This window comes from Halovenus halobia, assembly GCF_051414135.1.
GTDB lineage: Archaea > Halobacteriota > Halobacteria > Halobacteriales > Haloarculaceae > Halovenus > Halovenus halobia.
Genome location: NZ_JBLKOA010000004.1, coordinates 125,851 through 139,716 on the forward strand (window position 1 = coordinate 125,851; position 13,866 = coordinate 139,716).

A 13,866-nucleotide genomic window follows, 5' to 3' on the forward strand; every position below is an offset into this window, starting at 1 on the left:
ACCAACAGCTTCACGATACGCTGGAACAGGCACAGACGAACGGGTCGACCCAGTCCGACCGGATGGGGTCGGGGGCAGACGAGCGGTTCAACTCGAAACTGCGGCAGGCCTTCGGGAGTACCCCCTTCATTCTCACCAAGTTCGACAAGTTCATGAACTGGGTACGGGGGAACTCGATGTTCATGCTACTCTTTGGGATTGCCTGCTGTTCCATCGAGATGATGCACACCTACGCGACGAAACACGACCTCGACCGGTTCGGGGCCGGCGTCCCGCGGGCATCACCCCGGCAGGCAGATGTGATTATCGTCCCGGGCACCATCGTCTCGAAGTTCGGGCCGCGGATGAAACGCGTCTACGACCAGATGCCAGAGCCGAAGTTCGTCGTTTCGATGGGCTCGTGTACGATTTCGGGCGGCCCGTTTCAGGAGGGGTACAACGTTGTCAAAGGTGTCGAGGAGATTATTCCGGTCGACATTCACGTGCCGGGCTGTCCGCCCCGTCCCGAGGCGCTGGTCTACGGCGTGCTCAAACTGCAGGAACAGATTCGCAACGGCGAGAGCGCACCGGTGACGGTCAAACCGTACGAACTCCAGCAGTTCGGGGACCTCGACCGCGACGAACTCGTCCAGGAACTGGCGAGCGACATCGACGAAGACGACCTCGTGATGCGGTACAACTGGGCTGACTCACCATGAGCCTGCAGGAGCCCTCCCCCGAGCTGGACACCGGCGAGACGCCAGACGGACTCGATTACGACGTACTCGCCGACCTGCTCGGCGACCACGTCCTCGACCGCGAACAGCACGTCAACGCCGAGGGGTTCGTCGTCCGGCCAGACGAGGTTGAGACAGTGCTGGCGACGTTGAAACGCGAGGCCGGGTTCGACCACTGTTCGTGTGTCACCGCCCAGCAGTACCAGGACCGCTACGAGTCGATTTACCACCTCAAGAAGTACAAAGACCCAACACAGGAACTGTCGGTTGTCGTCCCGACGCCGTCGGACGCTCCGCTGAGCCAGAGCGCGTCTGGCGTCTACGAGACAGCCAACTGGCACGAACGCGAAGCCTACGACCTCGTGGGCATCGAGTACGACGACCACCCCGACCAGCGCCGAATTCTCTTGCCCGAGACCTGGCAGGGCCACCCGCTCGGGCTGGATTACAACCAGAAGAAGCCACAGGTCGTTCCGCTGCGTGAACACGCCAACCCTGTCGAGGAGAAGACGAAGGTACCCGGAGAGTCCGACACGATGTTCGTCAACATCGGGCCACACCACCCGGCGACTCACGGTGTGCTCCACCTGAAGACTGTGTTGGACGGCGAGCAGGTCGTCGACGTTGACCCAGATATCGGCTATCTGCACCGCTGTGAGGAGCAGATGTGCCAGCAGTCGACCTACCGCCACCAGATTATGCCCTACCCTGACCGGTGGGACTACATCTCGGCGGGTATCCTCAACGAGTGGGCGTACGCCCGCACGGCCGAGACGATGGCCGATATCGAGGTGCCCGAGTACGCACAGATTCTCCGGACGATGTCTGCCGAGATGTGCCGGATTGCTGCCCACCTGCTCGCGATTGGGACGTTCGCGCTGGACATCTACGGCGACTTCACCGCCATCTTCATGTACGCGATTACGGACCGCGAGCGCATCCAGAACCTCTTGGAGGACCTGACCGGCCAGCGGTTGATGTTCAACTATCTCCGACTGGGCGGGACGGCGTGGGACCTGCCCGAACCCCGCGACCAGTACTTCGAGAAGGTTCGGGAGTTCTGTTCGTACATTCCCGAGCGACTGGAGGAGTATCACAACCTGCTGTCCTCGAACGAACTGTTCCAGATGCGGGTGATGGATACGGGCATCCTGCCGCCGGAAGAAGCCAAAAACTACGGCTGTACCGGCCCGGTCGCCCGCGGGTCGGGCGTCGACTACGACCTCCGCCGAGACGACCCCTACGGCTACTATCCGGAACTCGATTTCGATATCATCACCGACGACGGGTGTGACAACTTCTCGCGAGCGCTGGTGCGTCTGGAGGAGATGCGCGAATCCGCAAAGATCATCGAGCAGTGTGTCGACGCACTCGAAGACTACCCCGAAGACGAGCGCGAGATTCAGGCCAACGTTCCCCGAACGCTCAAACCCGAACCTGACACGGAGATTTACAAGGCTGTCGAGGCCGCAAAAGGTGAACTCGGCATCTATATGCGTGCTGACGGGACCGACAAGCCCGCGCGATTCAAGATTCGCAGTCCGGCCTTCTCGAACTTGCAGTCGCTGGAAGTCATGGCCGAGGGCGAGTACGTCCCCGACATGATTGCGGCGCTTGGCAGTCTCGACATCGTGCTCGGGGAGGTGGACCGATGACACTCCCGGACACGATTAGCGGCCTACTCGGTATCGAGGGGCTGGCCGGGACGATTATTGGCTCCTTCATCGGGGCCGCACTAATCGGGACGATTATGCTCGCCAACGCCGCCCTCGCTGGCCCGTGGGCCAAGCGAAAGATTACTGCCGCCTTCACCGACCGCATTTCAGTCAACAAGTTCGGTCCCGGCGGGATTGGGATTATCATCCCCGACTCGGTCCGACTGCTCTCGAAGGAACTGATCGTTCCCGAGGGCGTCGACCGCCCGGCGTGGGACATCGCACCCATCGTGATGGTCTTCTCGGCACTGCTTGGCTTTGCCGTGATTCCGATGGGCAGCGGCATCCATCTGGCCGACCCGCCGGTCGGACTCATCTTTGCCTTCGCTGTTGCCTCCATCGCCTCCGTGAGCCTCGTGATGGCGGGCTACTCCTCGAACAACAAGTACTCCTTCCTCGGTGGGTTGCGGGCAGTCGCACAGAACCTCGCCTACGAGATTCCACTGATTCTTACCGGCCTCTCGGTGGTGCTGTTCGCGGGGTCGCTACAGATGAGCGAGATTGTGGCTGCCCAGCAGGAGACGCTGGTGCTTGGCCCCGTCGGGATTCCAGCGTGGTTCGGGCTTGTCAACCCCTTCGCGTTCGTGCTCTTTATGATTGCAAACGTTGCGGAGGTCGGCCGTAACCCCTTCGACATTCCCGAAGCCCCAACCGAAATTGTCGCTGGCTTCCAGACCGAATATTCCTCAGTCTACTTCGTCCTGCTGTATCTCGGGGAGTTCGTTCACATCTTCCTCGGCGGCGCGCTGATTGCGACCATCTTCCTCGGTGGCCCGGCCGCGCCGATTGGGGCGCTGAGCGTCATTCCCGGCTTCATCTGGTTCCTGGTCAAAATCTGGGGTGTGTTCTTCTTCACGCAGTGGCTCCGCTCGGCGGTGCCGCGTGTCCGAATCGACCAGTTGATCGAGATTGGCTGGAAGGGAATGCTCGTGCTCTCGATTGCAAATCTCTTCCTGACCGCGATTATCGTCGGGGTGCTCCCATCATGAACGTGAGCTATTCAACCGTCGAGGACGTAGACGGGGGTACCGAACAATGATTGGGGTCCTAAAAGGCATGGCGACGACGATGAAACACGCGCTGGACGGAGAGACGTTTACCGTTGCCTACCCCGAGGACGAACCCGAAGTCTCGCCGCGGTTCCGTGGGGTCCACAAGTTCAGCCAGGAGCGCTGTATCTGGTGTCGCCAGTGCGAGAACGTCTGTCCGAACGATACGATTCAGATTGTGATGGACGACAAGCGCAACGGCGAGCAGTACAACCTCCATATCGGCCAGTGTATCTACTGCCGGCTCTGTGAGGAAGTCTGTCCCGTCGAGGCGATTGTCCTCACCCAGAACTTCGAGTTCGTCGCCGACACGAAAGACGAGTTCGCGCTGAACATGGAGGAACTGAAAAACGTCCCGTGGTACAACGATATCGACCCGGTGCAAACGCGTGAACCTGACCGCGAAGCGTGGGTCGGCGAAGGTGAAGGCGAACTCGACTATCAGTAAGGCGCGGTTTTATTACCACGATTTCTCACCGGACGCGAACGCAGTGAGCGTCCGGCTTTTTTCGCCCACGTTTTTCAAGGAGTGGTGCGCGAAGCGCACCCGACGCTGAAAAAGGTGGTAGGGCGGAAATAATCGCCTTGAAAAAGGTTTATTCCGTTTGCCGGCGTACGTGGCGGTATGAAAGAGCCACGCCCGGAGTTACAGGCCGACGACGAGCAGGTGCCGGAGTTCGACCCAGTTCCGGCCGACGAACTCGTCCGTGGCGAGCGAACGCGAGACGACTTCTTCGACGCGGTGCTCTCCCTCGACAGTCCACAGACTGCCGGGGAGGTCGCCGACCGGGCAGGCCACGGTGTCGACGCTGCCCGGGAGTATCTAGAGTGGTTCGAGCAGATGGGCATCGTCACACAGGTTGGGGAGTCGCCAGCCACGTACCGGCGAAACCAAGAGTATCTGGACTGGCGTCGCGTCCAGCGCATCCGGGAGGAGTACACCGACGAGGAGTTGGTCGAACTGCTCGAACGGGCGGCCGAGCGCGACGCAGCGTTCGCCGAGGCGTTCGGTGTCGAGGCTCCCAGTGCGGTTTCGATTACCGACTACGCAGCCGAGACGGAGCAGTCGGTCACGGAAGTCTGGGAAGACGTGACGGCGTGGCAAACGACCCGCCGCCGCATTGCACTCCTCGAACGGGCGCTGACAGGGACTACCGAAGCCAGCGGGAGCACGCCGGCAGTATGACCGACGGTGCGCCCGTCGACTGGGACCGTCTCGACCGCATCGCAGAGCGACTCGCTTCGAACGAGCGGTTCCGCTGCGTCGAGTCAGAGCCAGCAGTCGCGCCAGAGCGCGTCGTCTGTGTCTACGACCCGACGCTCTACCCGCAGCAGGTGCAGGAGGCTCGGCTCGAAATCACGTGGTTCCAGAACGGCGATTTCTCGATTCACTACCACGAGGACCACGACGCCAGCACGTTCGACCATCGGTGGGATAGACACCCCTCAGAACACAATACGCGCGAGCACGTCCACCCGGGACCGGACGCGCCAACCCCAGGCGACGACGCGACACACCCGACAGACTGGCGAGACGTACTCTCAGCGGTGCTCGAGGAAATAGCGGAGCGACGGCGCGGCTTCTGGTAATCGGTCGGATTTTATCCAAGCAACAACTATCGATTCCCATGAATTCCATTCTCGCTCGCCTCAAGACTCCGTTGCGCTACGTGATGGGGCTGTTCTACATCACTGCAGGTGTGACACATTTCCTCAACCCAGAGTGGTTCCTCCAGATTGTGCCGCCGATGCTACCGGCACCGTTGCTTCTGGTCTATCTCTCCGGTGTCGCCGAAATTGTCGTCGGTGTCGGCGTGCTGATTCCACAGACGCGACACTACGCGGCGCTGGGGACGGTTGCGCTGTTGGTTGCGGTCTACCCCGCAAACATCTACATGGCCGTTGCTGATGTTATGGGGAGTGAACTCGTCCAGTGGGGCCGGCTTCCACTGCAGGCCGTCCTCGTCGCGTGGGCGCTGTGGTACACTGACACGTACTCGGAGCCTTCGACGGCCAGCGCCGCTCCCGAGCAGGCAGATTGAGCGAGCGGACCGATATCCCCAAACCAATCCCACTCCTATCGGGGGTATGATTCAGAATCTCGCGGCGGGACAGGCCGGAATGACGAGCAACGTCTTTCTCGTCGACGGCGAGCGCACAGTACTGGTCGATGTTGGCATGCAGTTCGACGTCGTCAGTGAAACACGAAAATACGTCGACGATATCGACGCCGTCGTGCTGACACACACCCACCCAGACCACATCGGAAATCTCGGTGACGTGACCGACGCGTTCGGCGTCGATGTCTGGGGATACGATACTGACCAACCGGGCGTCGACCACAAAATCGCAGACGAAGCGCAGGTCAAAATTGGCGACCACTCCTACGAGGCACTGCATACTCCGGGCCACAAGAACGACCATCTCTGTCTGTACTCTCCAGCCTCTGGGGTGCTCTTCGCGGGTGACCTGGTCTTCGCCAACGGTGGATTCGGTCGGACTGACTTGGACGAAGGCAACCGCGAGGTGCTGATCAAGAGCATCCAGCGACTACTCGACGGCGTCGATGAGAATCTCACAGCGATGCACACCGGTCACGGCCCGAGCGTCGACGCCACTCCAAGACAGGATATCGAACTCGCGCTGCAGGCCGCCCAGATGCGGTAGCTCAGGCTTCGAAGGACTCGCCGCACTCAGGACATTCCATCATCGGGCCCTCGTCAGTCGGGACGAACGCCAGATACTCGCTGTCGCCACAGGCCCGACACGGGGCAGCGACGCGGATATCGCTCGACTCCTGTGGTGCACCGAGCGCGAGTGCGCGCACCGTTTCGTCGGAGTCGTTGCGACCCTGCTGGAACTCTCCTGGCGGGAATCTGACCATTGCCCCCTCGTCGACGGTGGTCGTCTCTGTGTCGGCAGTCGGCCCGTCGGCGTACTCGAAGGTTGCCTCTCCTTCCAGTATGTAGAAGGCCTCTTCCTGGTCGAGATGGGCGTGGAGGCCACCGGTGAACTCCTCGCCCGGGTCCAGCACGTAGTAGTTTAGCGCAAAGTCGTCTGCCTCAAGTTTGTCAGCAACACTTGCACTGTTCATTTCGCCTGTCTCCAGTCCGCTTACGTCTATCTGTTTCACGTTCTGTTGTTGTGCGCCGTCGCAAAAAGTGTGCTGTCGACCTAGCTACCACTCGGCAGTCTCCAGCAGTGCGTCGTAGGCTTCACCGTACTCTGTTGCGACCATCTCGGGGTCGTGGCGTTGCTCGTCAGTGAGTGCCGGCAACGAAACCGTTGCAACGGGGTCAGCGAGGTCGATGACCGATGACACGCGCTCTTCGAGCTGGCCGTGGAACGAACTTGCTGTCCCAGAGGAAACTGTACAGGCCTTGATGAACCGAGAGCCATCGAAGATTCGTGCCTGGCTCGGCGCAACGACGGCAACGGCGCCAGGCTCGATTCCCTGCAGCGGTCGGGCAACGTCGCTGTAGGACTCGACGACTGCCCGGTCGGTCGTCTCGACGATTCGCGCGAGATTCTGCAGTGCCGGGACGTGGGCGCGTTCCATCACGTGATTGAGCTGGTCAACATCAGCGACGGCGACAGCTTCAGACAGCGGGAGTTGCTCGCGTGCAGACTCGGGGATGTCAGCCGTCCCATTGTAGACGTACTGGTCGCCGGCCCGGTCGAGGAGAAATTCCCGGCCATCCTGTCCGAGTATCTCTCCGCTCTCTGGGGTCGGCTGCCAGAGGCGGTGGACAGGATTGATATCGGTCGGGTCGAACGCGCCCGGACTCGCCGCTGCCAGCCGGCGGGCGTCCTTACCGTAGATACTCCCCGCTTCGACTGCGTTGCGGTAGTCGTCGTGGTGATACCAGTAGTCGTTGCCGGCTCGCGGTTTGAACCCGACGGCGCCTGTCTGTGCGACTAGTCCAGTCGAGAACGTCGTTTTTCCGGCGTCGACGCGTTCGGACCCGACGACAAGCAGCGTCATTGGGCCAGTCCGTAGTAGCCCGGGTCCGTCTCGTCAGTTGGCTCCGCGAAGACGAACTCGTCGGCGTGGTTCATCATCCACGGAATCGCCCAGTCGAGCAAGACATTTTCCGTCTCGATATCGAGTTCTGCCTCGGGGTCGAGTCCCTGCAACAACCGGCCAATTTCGTAGACAGTGTACAGCTTCTCTGGGTCCAGCACTTCCTCGGGGTCTCGGAATTCGAGCGCTCGCAAATCGTCCGCAGCGGCTCGTTCAATCGGCATGCCGACCCGTAGTAGCAAGAAACTGGTAAACACTCCGGTCGACCGCTGTGTTCATTCCGTCGTGTGTGGCTCGTCTCTGCGCCTCGAAGCGGTTGCTGAACATATATGAGTCTCTGGTACCAACATTGTGTAATGAGTTGGTTGGGTCAGCCTCTCGTGGCGCCGCTTTCCGCCGGAGGGCTGTCATTCACCTACTACGTGATCGCGTTTATTCTCGCCTTACTCGTTCTCGGGGCAGGGCTCGGTGTCTGGTGGGTCCGGACCGACGCTGGCGACCAGCCTGTCGACTCCGAACGCCTGCTCAACGCCTTCGAGGAACCTGTTGCTGTCCTTGACCCCAGCGACGACGTATTGCTGGCAAATGTTCCGTTCCGGATGATATTCGGCAGCGAGGTCGAGGGTGACGCCGCCGAAACTGTCTTCGAGGGCCACTCGGACCTCGTGACGGCTGTCGCCGACAAAGAAGAAATTACGACTGAGCTTCAAAATGAGGGAGACACACGGACCTATCAGCTCCGATTGTACCCAATCGGTGCGCAGCCACGACCACCCCGAAAGTGGGTTGTCGTTCTGCACGACGTGACCGAACACGAGACCCGCCAGCGCGAACTCGAAGCCGAAAACGAACAGCTAGAGCAGTTTGCGAGTCTCATCTCTCACGACCTTCGGAATCCGCTCGATGTCGCCATCGGCCGGACGAACGCCATCAGAGAGATGGCCGAGGACCCTGACCTCGACGCTCATCTCGCTCGCACACAGGACGCTCACAAACGGATGCAACAGATCATTACCGACGTGCTCACACTGGCCCGGGGCGACCAGGATGTTGGCGAGTTGGAGGCTGTCCCGCTGGAAACAGCGGCGATGGACGCGTGGTCACACGTCGACACCAACGGGGCAACGGTCTCGGTCGAAACGCAACTCGTTATCGAGGCGAACGAACAGCGCCTCGTCAGAGTTCTCGAGAACCTCTTTCGGAACGCCGTCGAGCACGGCCCTGACGATGTTTCGATCGTCGTCGGGAGTCTCGACGGGGAAGCAGGCTTTTTCGTCGCTGACGACGGCCCGGGAATCGACCCGACGGACCGCAACGCAATCTTCGAGGCTGGCTACACTGCCGGCGACGAGGGGACCGGACTCGGACTCGCAATCGTCTCCGGTATCGCAGAAGCTCACGGCTGGACCGTCTCCGTCACCGACTCTGCAGACGGCGGCGCTCGCTTCGAGTTCACCGGCGTCGAAACCGCACCGGACGGCCGCACCGCCAAGACTGCCGAGTAGCCCTTCGACGTGTTTATTTTCGGTGCCGACCCACTCGATAGCATGGACGCACTCCACGTCTGTCTGAACGTCTCGGACGCCGACGAACTCGCACAGTGGTACAAAGACCAGCTTGGTTTCGAGGATTCCTGGGAGTTCACCAGCGAAGACGGCGAGACACGAAACGTCTACGTCGCTGACGGTAACGGCTTCGAGCTGCAGTTGTCGGACACCGAGAGTGAGGACGACTTCGAGGCCGGCACTGCTTGGGACCACTTCGCAGTCCACGTTCAAGATGTCGACGCCGCCTTCGAGGATATCGACAACCACGGCGTCGTCAAAGAGCCAGCAGACCAGCCTGCGGCCGGCGCGCGGACGGCGTTCATCAACGACCCTGACGGCCACGTCGTCGAACTGATCGAGCCGATGGAGTGATTTTCGGCTGATAACCCGGCGTCAGCGGTCGATTCTCGAACGCTTGCTGTGTCTCGATAGCAGAGCTACCGGGATAGTGTCGAAAAAATTGTGGTGGTGTTGCGCTCGATTCCGGCAGCGACAACTCTACTCGAACAGTTCGACGACAGTCGCGTACTCGTCAGCGACTTTGTCCCAGTTGACGACCTCGAAGAAGCCGTCGATGAACTCGCCGCGGGCCGGACCGTAGTCGTAGTAGTAGGAGTGCTCCCACACGTCGCAGGCGAGAATCGGATGTGCGCCCCAGAGCGCGCCCTGGTCGTGTTTGTCGACTTTGACGTTGCGAAGCTGTTTCGCAACCGGGTCGTAGACCAGCAGCGCCCACCCGCCTGCTGCGGACGCGGCAGCCTCGAACTCGCCTTTCCAACCTTCGTAGGAACCGAAGTCTTCTTCGATTCTGTCAGCGAGTTCACCCGCTGGTTCGCCGCCGCCGTCTGGGTGCATGTTCTCCCAGAACAGTGTGTGGAGATAATGTCCACAGCCGTTGTGGGTGACGTTTCCGATTGCGCCCGCGGATGATCCAAACTCACCTGCTTCGCGGTTCTCGGCGAGTGTCTCTTCGGCGCTTGCGAGGCCGTTGACGTATCCCTGATGGTGTGTGTCGTGATGCCACGTCACAACCTGTTCGGAGATGTGCGGTTCGAGCGCGTCGTAATCATACGGTAGTTCCGGCAGTGCTGGGTCTGAGTGTTCTGGCATTGTAATCCCTCCATTTGTTACTCGGCTGGCAGTGTGAAAAAGCTTCCCGAGGCGGTGATATACCCGTACTCTATCACGCTGCAAAATCAAACCTTATCCGTCTCTGTCAGTTACGTCTGCGAACTCAATGGAACTGACTCGCTTCGGTGGGCACCTCCAGCGGATGCAACGCAGGCTACGAGGTGCGCTCGCCGAGGACCATCCCCCACGGGTGGTTGCCCGGTACTTCGCTGCTGGGATTTTCCTGACGACGCTACCGTCGTTTGGGCTCATCCTTCCGGTGCTCACGTGGGTCGGTGCACGCTTTGACCGTGCCAACCGACTCTCGTTACTTGCGGCGATGGCGATCATGAATCCGCTGGCCAAGGGAACCGTCTACGTCGGGAGTTTTCTGCTCGGCGTCCAACTGCTCGGTCCGGTTGCAGGCAGTAGCGCGGCCGAAATTGGGTTCGACGCCGGACGAGTGGTTATTACGCGCCTGCTTGTCGGAAACCTCGTGCTCGCAGTTGTCTTCGGCGCTGTTGCATACTTGCTTGCCTACCAGACGGCGCTCGAATACGACCGGCGCCACGGCTGACATTCTGGTCCTGCTGCTCGCCCGCTCCGAGGACTCCCGATGGTCGTCCTCGCGTCATTCGTCACCACGCGCTCCACGGCTCACTCCGTTCGAGCAGTCGGTGGACTCACTTCGCTCGTCCACCCGCTCACCGTTCCGTCGAGGGCCGATTCGCTCGCTGGCGCTGCTCGCGGCGGTGCCGCTCGCTCGTTCCGAGGACTCCCGCTGGTCGTCCTCGCGTCATTCATCGCCCCTCGCTTGCTCCACGGCTCACTCCGTTCGCCGCTTCGCCTCGTGGTGACTCACTCGCTAGCGCTCATTTGTCACCACGCGCCCTCTCGAACATCGTGATCGCCTCCTCCCGCCGCTCACTGTGGTCGACAATCGGGTCGGGATACTCCGGCGCAGCACTCCGACGCTGTGTCAACGACGCCTCGTGCCACTCGTGGATAATCTCCGGGTCAGCGTCTCGCAACTCAGGAACGTACTCCTTGATGTACTCCGCGTCAGCGTCGTAGCGCTCGCCCTGCGTCATCGGATTGAACACCCGGAAATACGGCTGTGCGTCGGTTCCCGTCGAGGCGGCCCACTGCCACCCGCCGTTGTCGTTGGCGGTGTCGTGGTCGACCAACTTCTCTCGGAACCAGTCGTACCCCTCCCGCCAGTCGATGAGCAGGTCCTTCGTCAGGAAGGCCGCGACAAGCATCCGGACGCGGTTGTGCATGAACGCTTCCTCGCGCAGTTGACGCATTCCCGCGTCGACGATGGGATAGCCCGTCTTGCCGTCCTTCCACGCCTGCAACGCCTCGGGGTCCTCGCGCCACTCGATGTCGTTCTCGTAGGATTTGTAGTTCTCCGTGACGGCGTCTGGCCGGTCCCACAACACCTGTGTGTAGAACTCCCGCCAGGCGAGTTGGTCCTGAAACTCGAACACCGACTCGCGGGCGCTCTCACTGCCGGCGTCGGCGTGGGCACGGTCGGTGGCGTCGTACACCTCACGAATCCCGATGGTCCCGTACTTCAGGTGGACCGATAATCCTGAGGTACACTCGTCGGCCGGGTAATCCCGCCGGTCGTCGTACTGGTAGATGTCATCAGCGCAGAACGCCTCGAGGCGCTCGCGGGCGGCCGCGGTGCTCGCCTCGAGAATCGTCGCCGCTGGCTCCTCGAACTCGAGCTCTGAAAGCGTGGGAATCGACTCGCGTGTCTCGGCCACGTCACCGGATTCGACAGCCGCGAGCTCGCCGCTCGTCGGTGGTTCGGCTGGGGCGAGTTTCTCCCGGTCGTGCCACTTCTTCGAGAAGTAGGTGAACACCTTGTACGGGTCGCCGTCGTTGGTCGTGATTTCGCCGGGTTCGTGATGCACTGCGTCCTGTACCGCGGTGCGCTCGATATCGACATCGTCCAGCGCCTGTCGGACCGCCGCGTCTCGCTTGCGAGCCAGCCCGGTGTAATCCCGACACCACGTCACGCCGTCGGCGCCGAGGTCCGCCGCAATCTCTGGAAGTACCTCGGTTGGATTGCCGTGCGCAATCAGGAGGTCGCTATCGCGCTCGCGATATGCCGTTCTGAGCGAGTCGAGCGCGTCGAGCATGAACGCCATCCGCGGCGACGCGCCGTGTTCGAGGACTGTCGGGTCGAAAATGAAGACGCCAGCCGCCTTCCCGGTTTCTGTGGCGGCTGCGAGACCGCGGTTGTCTGCGAGCCGGAGGTCACGACGATGCCAATGAAGCTGCATGCCCGCCTGTTGGACGCCAGGTACTTCAACGGTCGCGTCCCGGGCTGCGAGAGACTCCGTCTCTCGTAACGTGCGAGCGGCACAGCCGCGAGCAACAGTCAAGACAGCCGAGGGCCTTCTGTTTCCTCACGCCTCCTGAACCTCCCTATTGAATATCCCCCAGAATCACTCGACAGCGAAAACGAGTCGCTCGTTCTGTGCCGCGCCAGCCCGCGGGACCGTCTGAACGACCTTCGCCACCTCGACGCCCTGTGGCAACTGCTCGACGAGTGTGACCATCCGCGCCTTGCTGTTGGGTTCGAGTTCGACCTGCCGGGTGTGACAGCCCGGCCCGAGCTGGTCGGGTTCGAGCGAGAGCCGTGCGGGCTGGTAGGCGTACTCGTCGGAGCCGATGAACTTCGTGCGGGCGCTGCGCCAGCGAAGCCGCTGGTCACTACAGTTCTCGATGTCGAACAGCGCGACCGGCCGCGGCCCTTCTTCTCGGTCCGGGTCGAGCTGGTGTGGATAGACGAATTCCTGCAGATCGATTCGTGGGACGCCGACGAGTGTGGCAGACAGCGACCCTGTGTCGACGGTTGTCGGGCGACTGGCTGTCTGTGCAACCGCGTCTGCGAGCGACGTTGCGGCCGCTGGCGGGTGCCCATCCCGGTCCGTGCTGACGGGGCTGTCGTCGTCCCGCCTCTGGGGCCGCCGCGAGCGACCGTACGGCTCGATACCGTCGTCGTCCTCGCTCATGACATCGCGTACTGCCCAGCGTGACATAAGGGTATCGCGGAAACGCAGCGTTTACTCAATCGGAACAGATCTGCGGAAATCTCCAACAACTGACAGCACTACCGTGCAAGATAGAGAGGATGTATACAGCATGAAGAATGCATTCATTTTACCTCTGGCCTGTAGTACTCGAAATTTATATTAAGCGGCGAAAATCCTACCTGAACAGTTATACTACTCTGTTTACTAAATATCCCGTAATGAGTAAACACGTATGCCCGTCCTGTGGACGAGATGATTTCGTCCATGAACGAGATATGAAGGCACACCATACAATCGCTCATGGAGAGAAACTCGCCGACTATAACAACCCAAGAGAGTGCCCAACGTGCGGGGAGGTGTTTGCCAATGAGGGAGGGATGCGCGCACACCACAAAATAGCCCACTCCGAGAGCATCGCGGAAACCAGACGACTGCCTCAATCACTACGCGAACGGGTCATCGAACGAGACGAACAAAAATGTCAACGATGTGGTGACGAAGTTACCTTCACTAACGAGGACGGCCCCTCCTTCGAAGTACACCATATTATTCCGTTTTCAGCTGGTGGCCCTGACCATGTTGACAATCTCATCGTTCTCTGTAGTGATTGTCATACTGAGGTACACTCACGCATGAAGCAGATCGTCGATGAACG

At 60.8% G+C, this 13,866-nt stretch carries 18 protein-coding genes and 1 pseudogene; 13 read left to right on the forward strand and 6 right to left on the reverse strand.

Annotated elements, in window-relative coordinates:
• Positions 1–62 precede the first annotated feature (62 nt).
• From ACMGFM_RS11460 to ACMGFM_RS11495, 8 genes are all read left to right on the forward strand, one after another.
• Complete coding sequence (locus ACMGFM_RS11460; protein ID WP_436902810.1) at positions 63–698, forward strand: NADH-quinone oxidoreductase subunit B; 636 nt, start codon at positions 63–65, stop codon at positions 696–698.
• Positions 695–2,371, forward strand: a complete 1,677-nt coding sequence (locus tag ACMGFM_RS11465; protein WP_436902751.1) for an NADH-quinone oxidoreductase subunit D — start codon at positions 695–697, stop codon at positions 2,369–2,371. Before ACMGFM_RS11460 ends, ACMGFM_RS11465 begins: the two co-directional genes overlap by 4 nt.
• Complete coding sequence (locus tag ACMGFM_RS11470) at positions 2,368–3,420, forward strand: complex I subunit 1/NuoH family protein (protein ID WP_436902752.1); 1,053 nt, start codon at positions 2,368–2,370, stop codon at positions 3,418–3,420. Before ACMGFM_RS11465 ends, ACMGFM_RS11470 begins: the two co-directional genes overlap by 4 nt.
• A gap of 46 nt (positions 3,421–3,466) precedes the next feature.
• Positions 3,467–3,928, forward strand: coding sequence for a NuoI/complex I 23 kDa subunit family protein (locus ACMGFM_RS11475; RefSeq protein WP_436902753.1), 462 nt, complete (start codon positions 3,467–3,469; stop codon positions 3,926–3,928).
• A gap of 177 nt (positions 3,929–4,105) precedes the next feature.
• Entirely contained in the window at positions 4,106–4,666 is a 561-nt protein-coding gene (locus ACMGFM_RS11480) for a DUF7342 family protein (protein ID WP_436902754.1), read from the forward strand.
• Positions 4,663–5,070, forward strand: a complete 408-nt coding sequence (locus ACMGFM_RS11485; RefSeq protein WP_436902755.1) for a toxin-antitoxin system TumE family protein — start codon at positions 4,663–4,665, stop codon at positions 5,068–5,070. The genes ACMGFM_RS11480 and ACMGFM_RS11485 overlap by 4 nt, the downstream gene beginning before the upstream one ends.
• A 38-nt stretch (positions 5,071–5,108) precedes the next feature.
• Positions 5,109–5,522, forward strand: coding sequence for a DoxX family protein (locus ACMGFM_RS11490; protein WP_436902756.1), 414 nt, complete (start codon positions 5,109–5,111; stop codon positions 5,520–5,522).
• A gap of 46 nt (positions 5,523–5,568) precedes the next feature.
• The gene (locus ACMGFM_RS11495) at positions 5,569–6,147 is read left to right on the forward strand and encodes an MBL fold metallo-hydrolase (RefSeq protein ID WP_436902757.1); all 579 of its coding nucleotides are present in this window, start codon (positions 5,569–5,571) and stop codon (positions 6,145–6,147) included.
• Position 6,148: 1 nt separating this feature from the next.
• Here the strand turns inward: ACMGFM_RS11495 and ACMGFM_RS11500 are convergent, their stop codons facing one another.
• The 3 genes from ACMGFM_RS11500 to ACMGFM_RS11510 are packed head-to-tail and all read right to left on the reverse strand — an operon-like array spanning position 6,149 to position 7,728.
• Positions 6,149–6,613 carry a cupin domain-containing protein gene (locus ACMGFM_RS11500; RefSeq protein ID WP_436902758.1) on the reverse strand — a complete coding sequence of 155 codons (465 nt, stop codon included), beginning with the start codon at positions 6,611–6,613 and terminating at the stop codon, positions 6,149–6,151.
• Positions 6,614–6,658: 45 nt separating this feature from the next.
• A complete protein-coding gene (locus tag ACMGFM_RS11505; RefSeq protein WP_436902759.1) occupies positions 6,659–7,465 on the reverse strand; it encodes an ATPase in 807 nt (268 codons plus the stop codon).
• Positions 7,462–7,728: a DUF5827 family protein gene (locus ACMGFM_RS11510; protein ID WP_436902760.1), complete on the reverse strand. Its 267-nt coding sequence runs from the start codon at positions 7,726–7,728 to the stop codon at positions 7,462–7,464. Before ACMGFM_RS11510 ends, ACMGFM_RS11505 begins: the two co-directional genes overlap by 4 nt.
• Before the next feature lie 132 nt (positions 7,729–7,860).
• On the opposite strand from ACMGFM_RS11510, the gene ACMGFM_RS11515 reads away from it, so the two are divergent.
• Both ACMGFM_RS11515 and ACMGFM_RS11520 read left to right on the forward strand, forming a co-directional pair.
• A complete protein-coding gene (locus ACMGFM_RS11515; protein ID WP_436902761.1) occupies positions 7,861–9,009 on the forward strand; it encodes a sensor histidine kinase in 1,149 nt (382 codons plus the stop codon).
• Between the two features lie 42 nt (positions 9,010–9,051).
• The gene (locus ACMGFM_RS11520; protein WP_436902762.1) at positions 9,052–9,423 is read left to right on the forward strand and encodes a VOC family protein; all 372 of its coding nucleotides are present in this window, start codon (positions 9,052–9,054) and stop codon (positions 9,421–9,423) included.
• Positions 9,424–9,549: 126 nt separating this feature from the next.
• On the opposite strand, the gene sod is transcribed toward ACMGFM_RS11520, so the two are convergent.
• Entirely contained in the window at positions 9,550–10,161 is a 612-nt protein-coding gene (gene sod, locus ACMGFM_RS11525; RefSeq protein WP_436902763.1) for a superoxide dismutase [Mn], read from the reverse strand.
• A gap of 127 nt (positions 10,162–10,288) precedes the next feature.
• On the opposite strand from sod, the gene ACMGFM_RS11530 reads away from it, so the two are divergent.
• A complete protein-coding gene (locus tag ACMGFM_RS11530) occupies positions 10,289–10,738 on the forward strand; it encodes a DUF2062 domain-containing protein (protein ID WP_436902764.1) in 450 nt (149 codons plus the stop codon).
• A gap of 39 nt (positions 10,739–10,777) precedes the next feature.
• Positions 10,778–11,068, forward strand: coding sequence for a hypothetical protein (locus ACMGFM_RS11535; protein WP_436902765.1), 291 nt, complete (start codon positions 10,778–10,780; stop codon positions 11,066–11,068).
• On the opposite strand, the gene ACMGFM_RS11540 is transcribed toward ACMGFM_RS11535, so the two are convergent.
• Complete coding sequence (locus ACMGFM_RS11540; RefSeq protein ID WP_436902766.1) at positions 11,034–12,455, reverse strand: cryptochrome/photolyase family protein; 1,422 nt, start codon at positions 12,453–12,455, stop codon at positions 11,034–11,036. The two genes, ACMGFM_RS11535 and ACMGFM_RS11540, sit on opposite strands and share 35 nt — an antisense overlap.
• A 165-nt stretch (positions 12,456–12,620) precedes the next feature.
• On the reverse strand, positions 12,621–13,190 hold the full coding sequence (locus tag ACMGFM_RS11545; protein ID WP_436902767.1) for a hypothetical protein: 570 nt from the start codon (positions 13,188–13,190) through the stop codon (positions 12,621–12,623).
• A gap of 398 nt (positions 13,191–13,588) precedes the next feature.
• Here ACMGFM_RS11545 and ACMGFM_RS11550 point away from each other — a divergent pair.
• Positions 13,589–13,816: pseudogene (locus tag ACMGFM_RS11550) on the forward strand (HNH endonuclease); the annotation flags it as partial.
• Between the last annotated feature and the right edge of the window lie 50 nt (positions 13,817–13,866).

Coding starts and splice junctions, on each gene's coding strand:
- ACMGFM_RS11460 (WP_436902810.1), top strand. CDS start 63: ATGGGGTCGGGGGCAGACGAGCGGTTCAACTCGAAACTGCGGCAGGCC.
- ACMGFM_RS11465 (WP_436902751.1), top strand. CDS start 695: ATGAGCCTGCAGGAGCCCTCCCCCGAGCTGGACACCGGCGAGACGCCA.
- ACMGFM_RS11470 (WP_436902752.1), top strand. CDS start 2,368: ATGACACTCCCGGACACGATTAGCGGCCTACTCGGTATCGAGGGGCTG.
- ACMGFM_RS11475 (WP_436902753.1), top strand. CDS start 3,467: ATGATTGGGGTCCTAAAAGGCATGGCGACGACGATGAAACACGCGCTG.
- ACMGFM_RS11480 (WP_436902754.1), top strand. CDS start 4,106: ATGAAAGAGCCACGCCCGGAGTTACAGGCCGACGACGAGCAGGTGCCG.
- ACMGFM_RS11485 (WP_436902755.1), top strand. CDS start 4,663: ATGACCGACGGTGCGCCCGTCGACTGGGACCGTCTCGACCGCATCGCA.
- ACMGFM_RS11490 (WP_436902756.1), top strand. CDS start 5,109: ATGAATTCCATTCTCGCTCGCCTCAAGACTCCGTTGCGCTACGTGATG.
- ACMGFM_RS11495 (WP_436902757.1), top strand. CDS start 5,569: ATGATTCAGAATCTCGCGGCGGGACAGGCCGGAATGACGAGCAACGTC.
- ACMGFM_RS11505 (WP_436902759.1), bottom strand. CDS start 7,465: ATGACGCTGCTTGTCGTCGGGTCCGAACGCGTCGACGCCGGAAAAACG.
- ACMGFM_RS11510 (WP_436902760.1), bottom strand. CDS start 7,728: ATGCCGATTGAACGAGCCGCTGCGGACGATTTGCGAGCGCTCGAATTC.
- ACMGFM_RS11515 (WP_436902761.1), top strand. CDS start 7,861: ATGAGTTGGTTGGGTCAGCCTCTCGTGGCGCCGCTTTCCGCCGGAGGG.
- ACMGFM_RS11520 (WP_436902762.1), top strand. CDS start 9,052: ATGGACGCACTCCACGTCTGTCTGAACGTCTCGGACGCCGACGAACTC.
- sod (WP_436902763.1), bottom strand. CDS start 10,161: ATGCCAGAACACTCAGACCCAGCACTGCCGGAACTACCGTATGATTAC.
- ACMGFM_RS11530 (WP_436902764.1), top strand. CDS start 10,289: ATGGAACTGACTCGCTTCGGTGGGCACCTCCAGCGGATGCAACGCAGG.
- ACMGFM_RS11535 (WP_436902765.1), top strand. CDS start 10,778: ATGGTCGTCCTCGCGTCATTCGTCACCACGCGCTCCACGGCTCACTCC.
- ACMGFM_RS11540 (WP_436902766.1), bottom strand. CDS start 12,455: ATGCAGCTTCATTGGCATCGTCGTGACCTCCGGCTCGCAGACAACCGC.
- ACMGFM_RS11545 (WP_436902767.1), bottom strand. CDS start 13,190: ATGAGCGAGGACGACGACGGTATCGAGCCGTACGGTCGCTCGCGGCGG.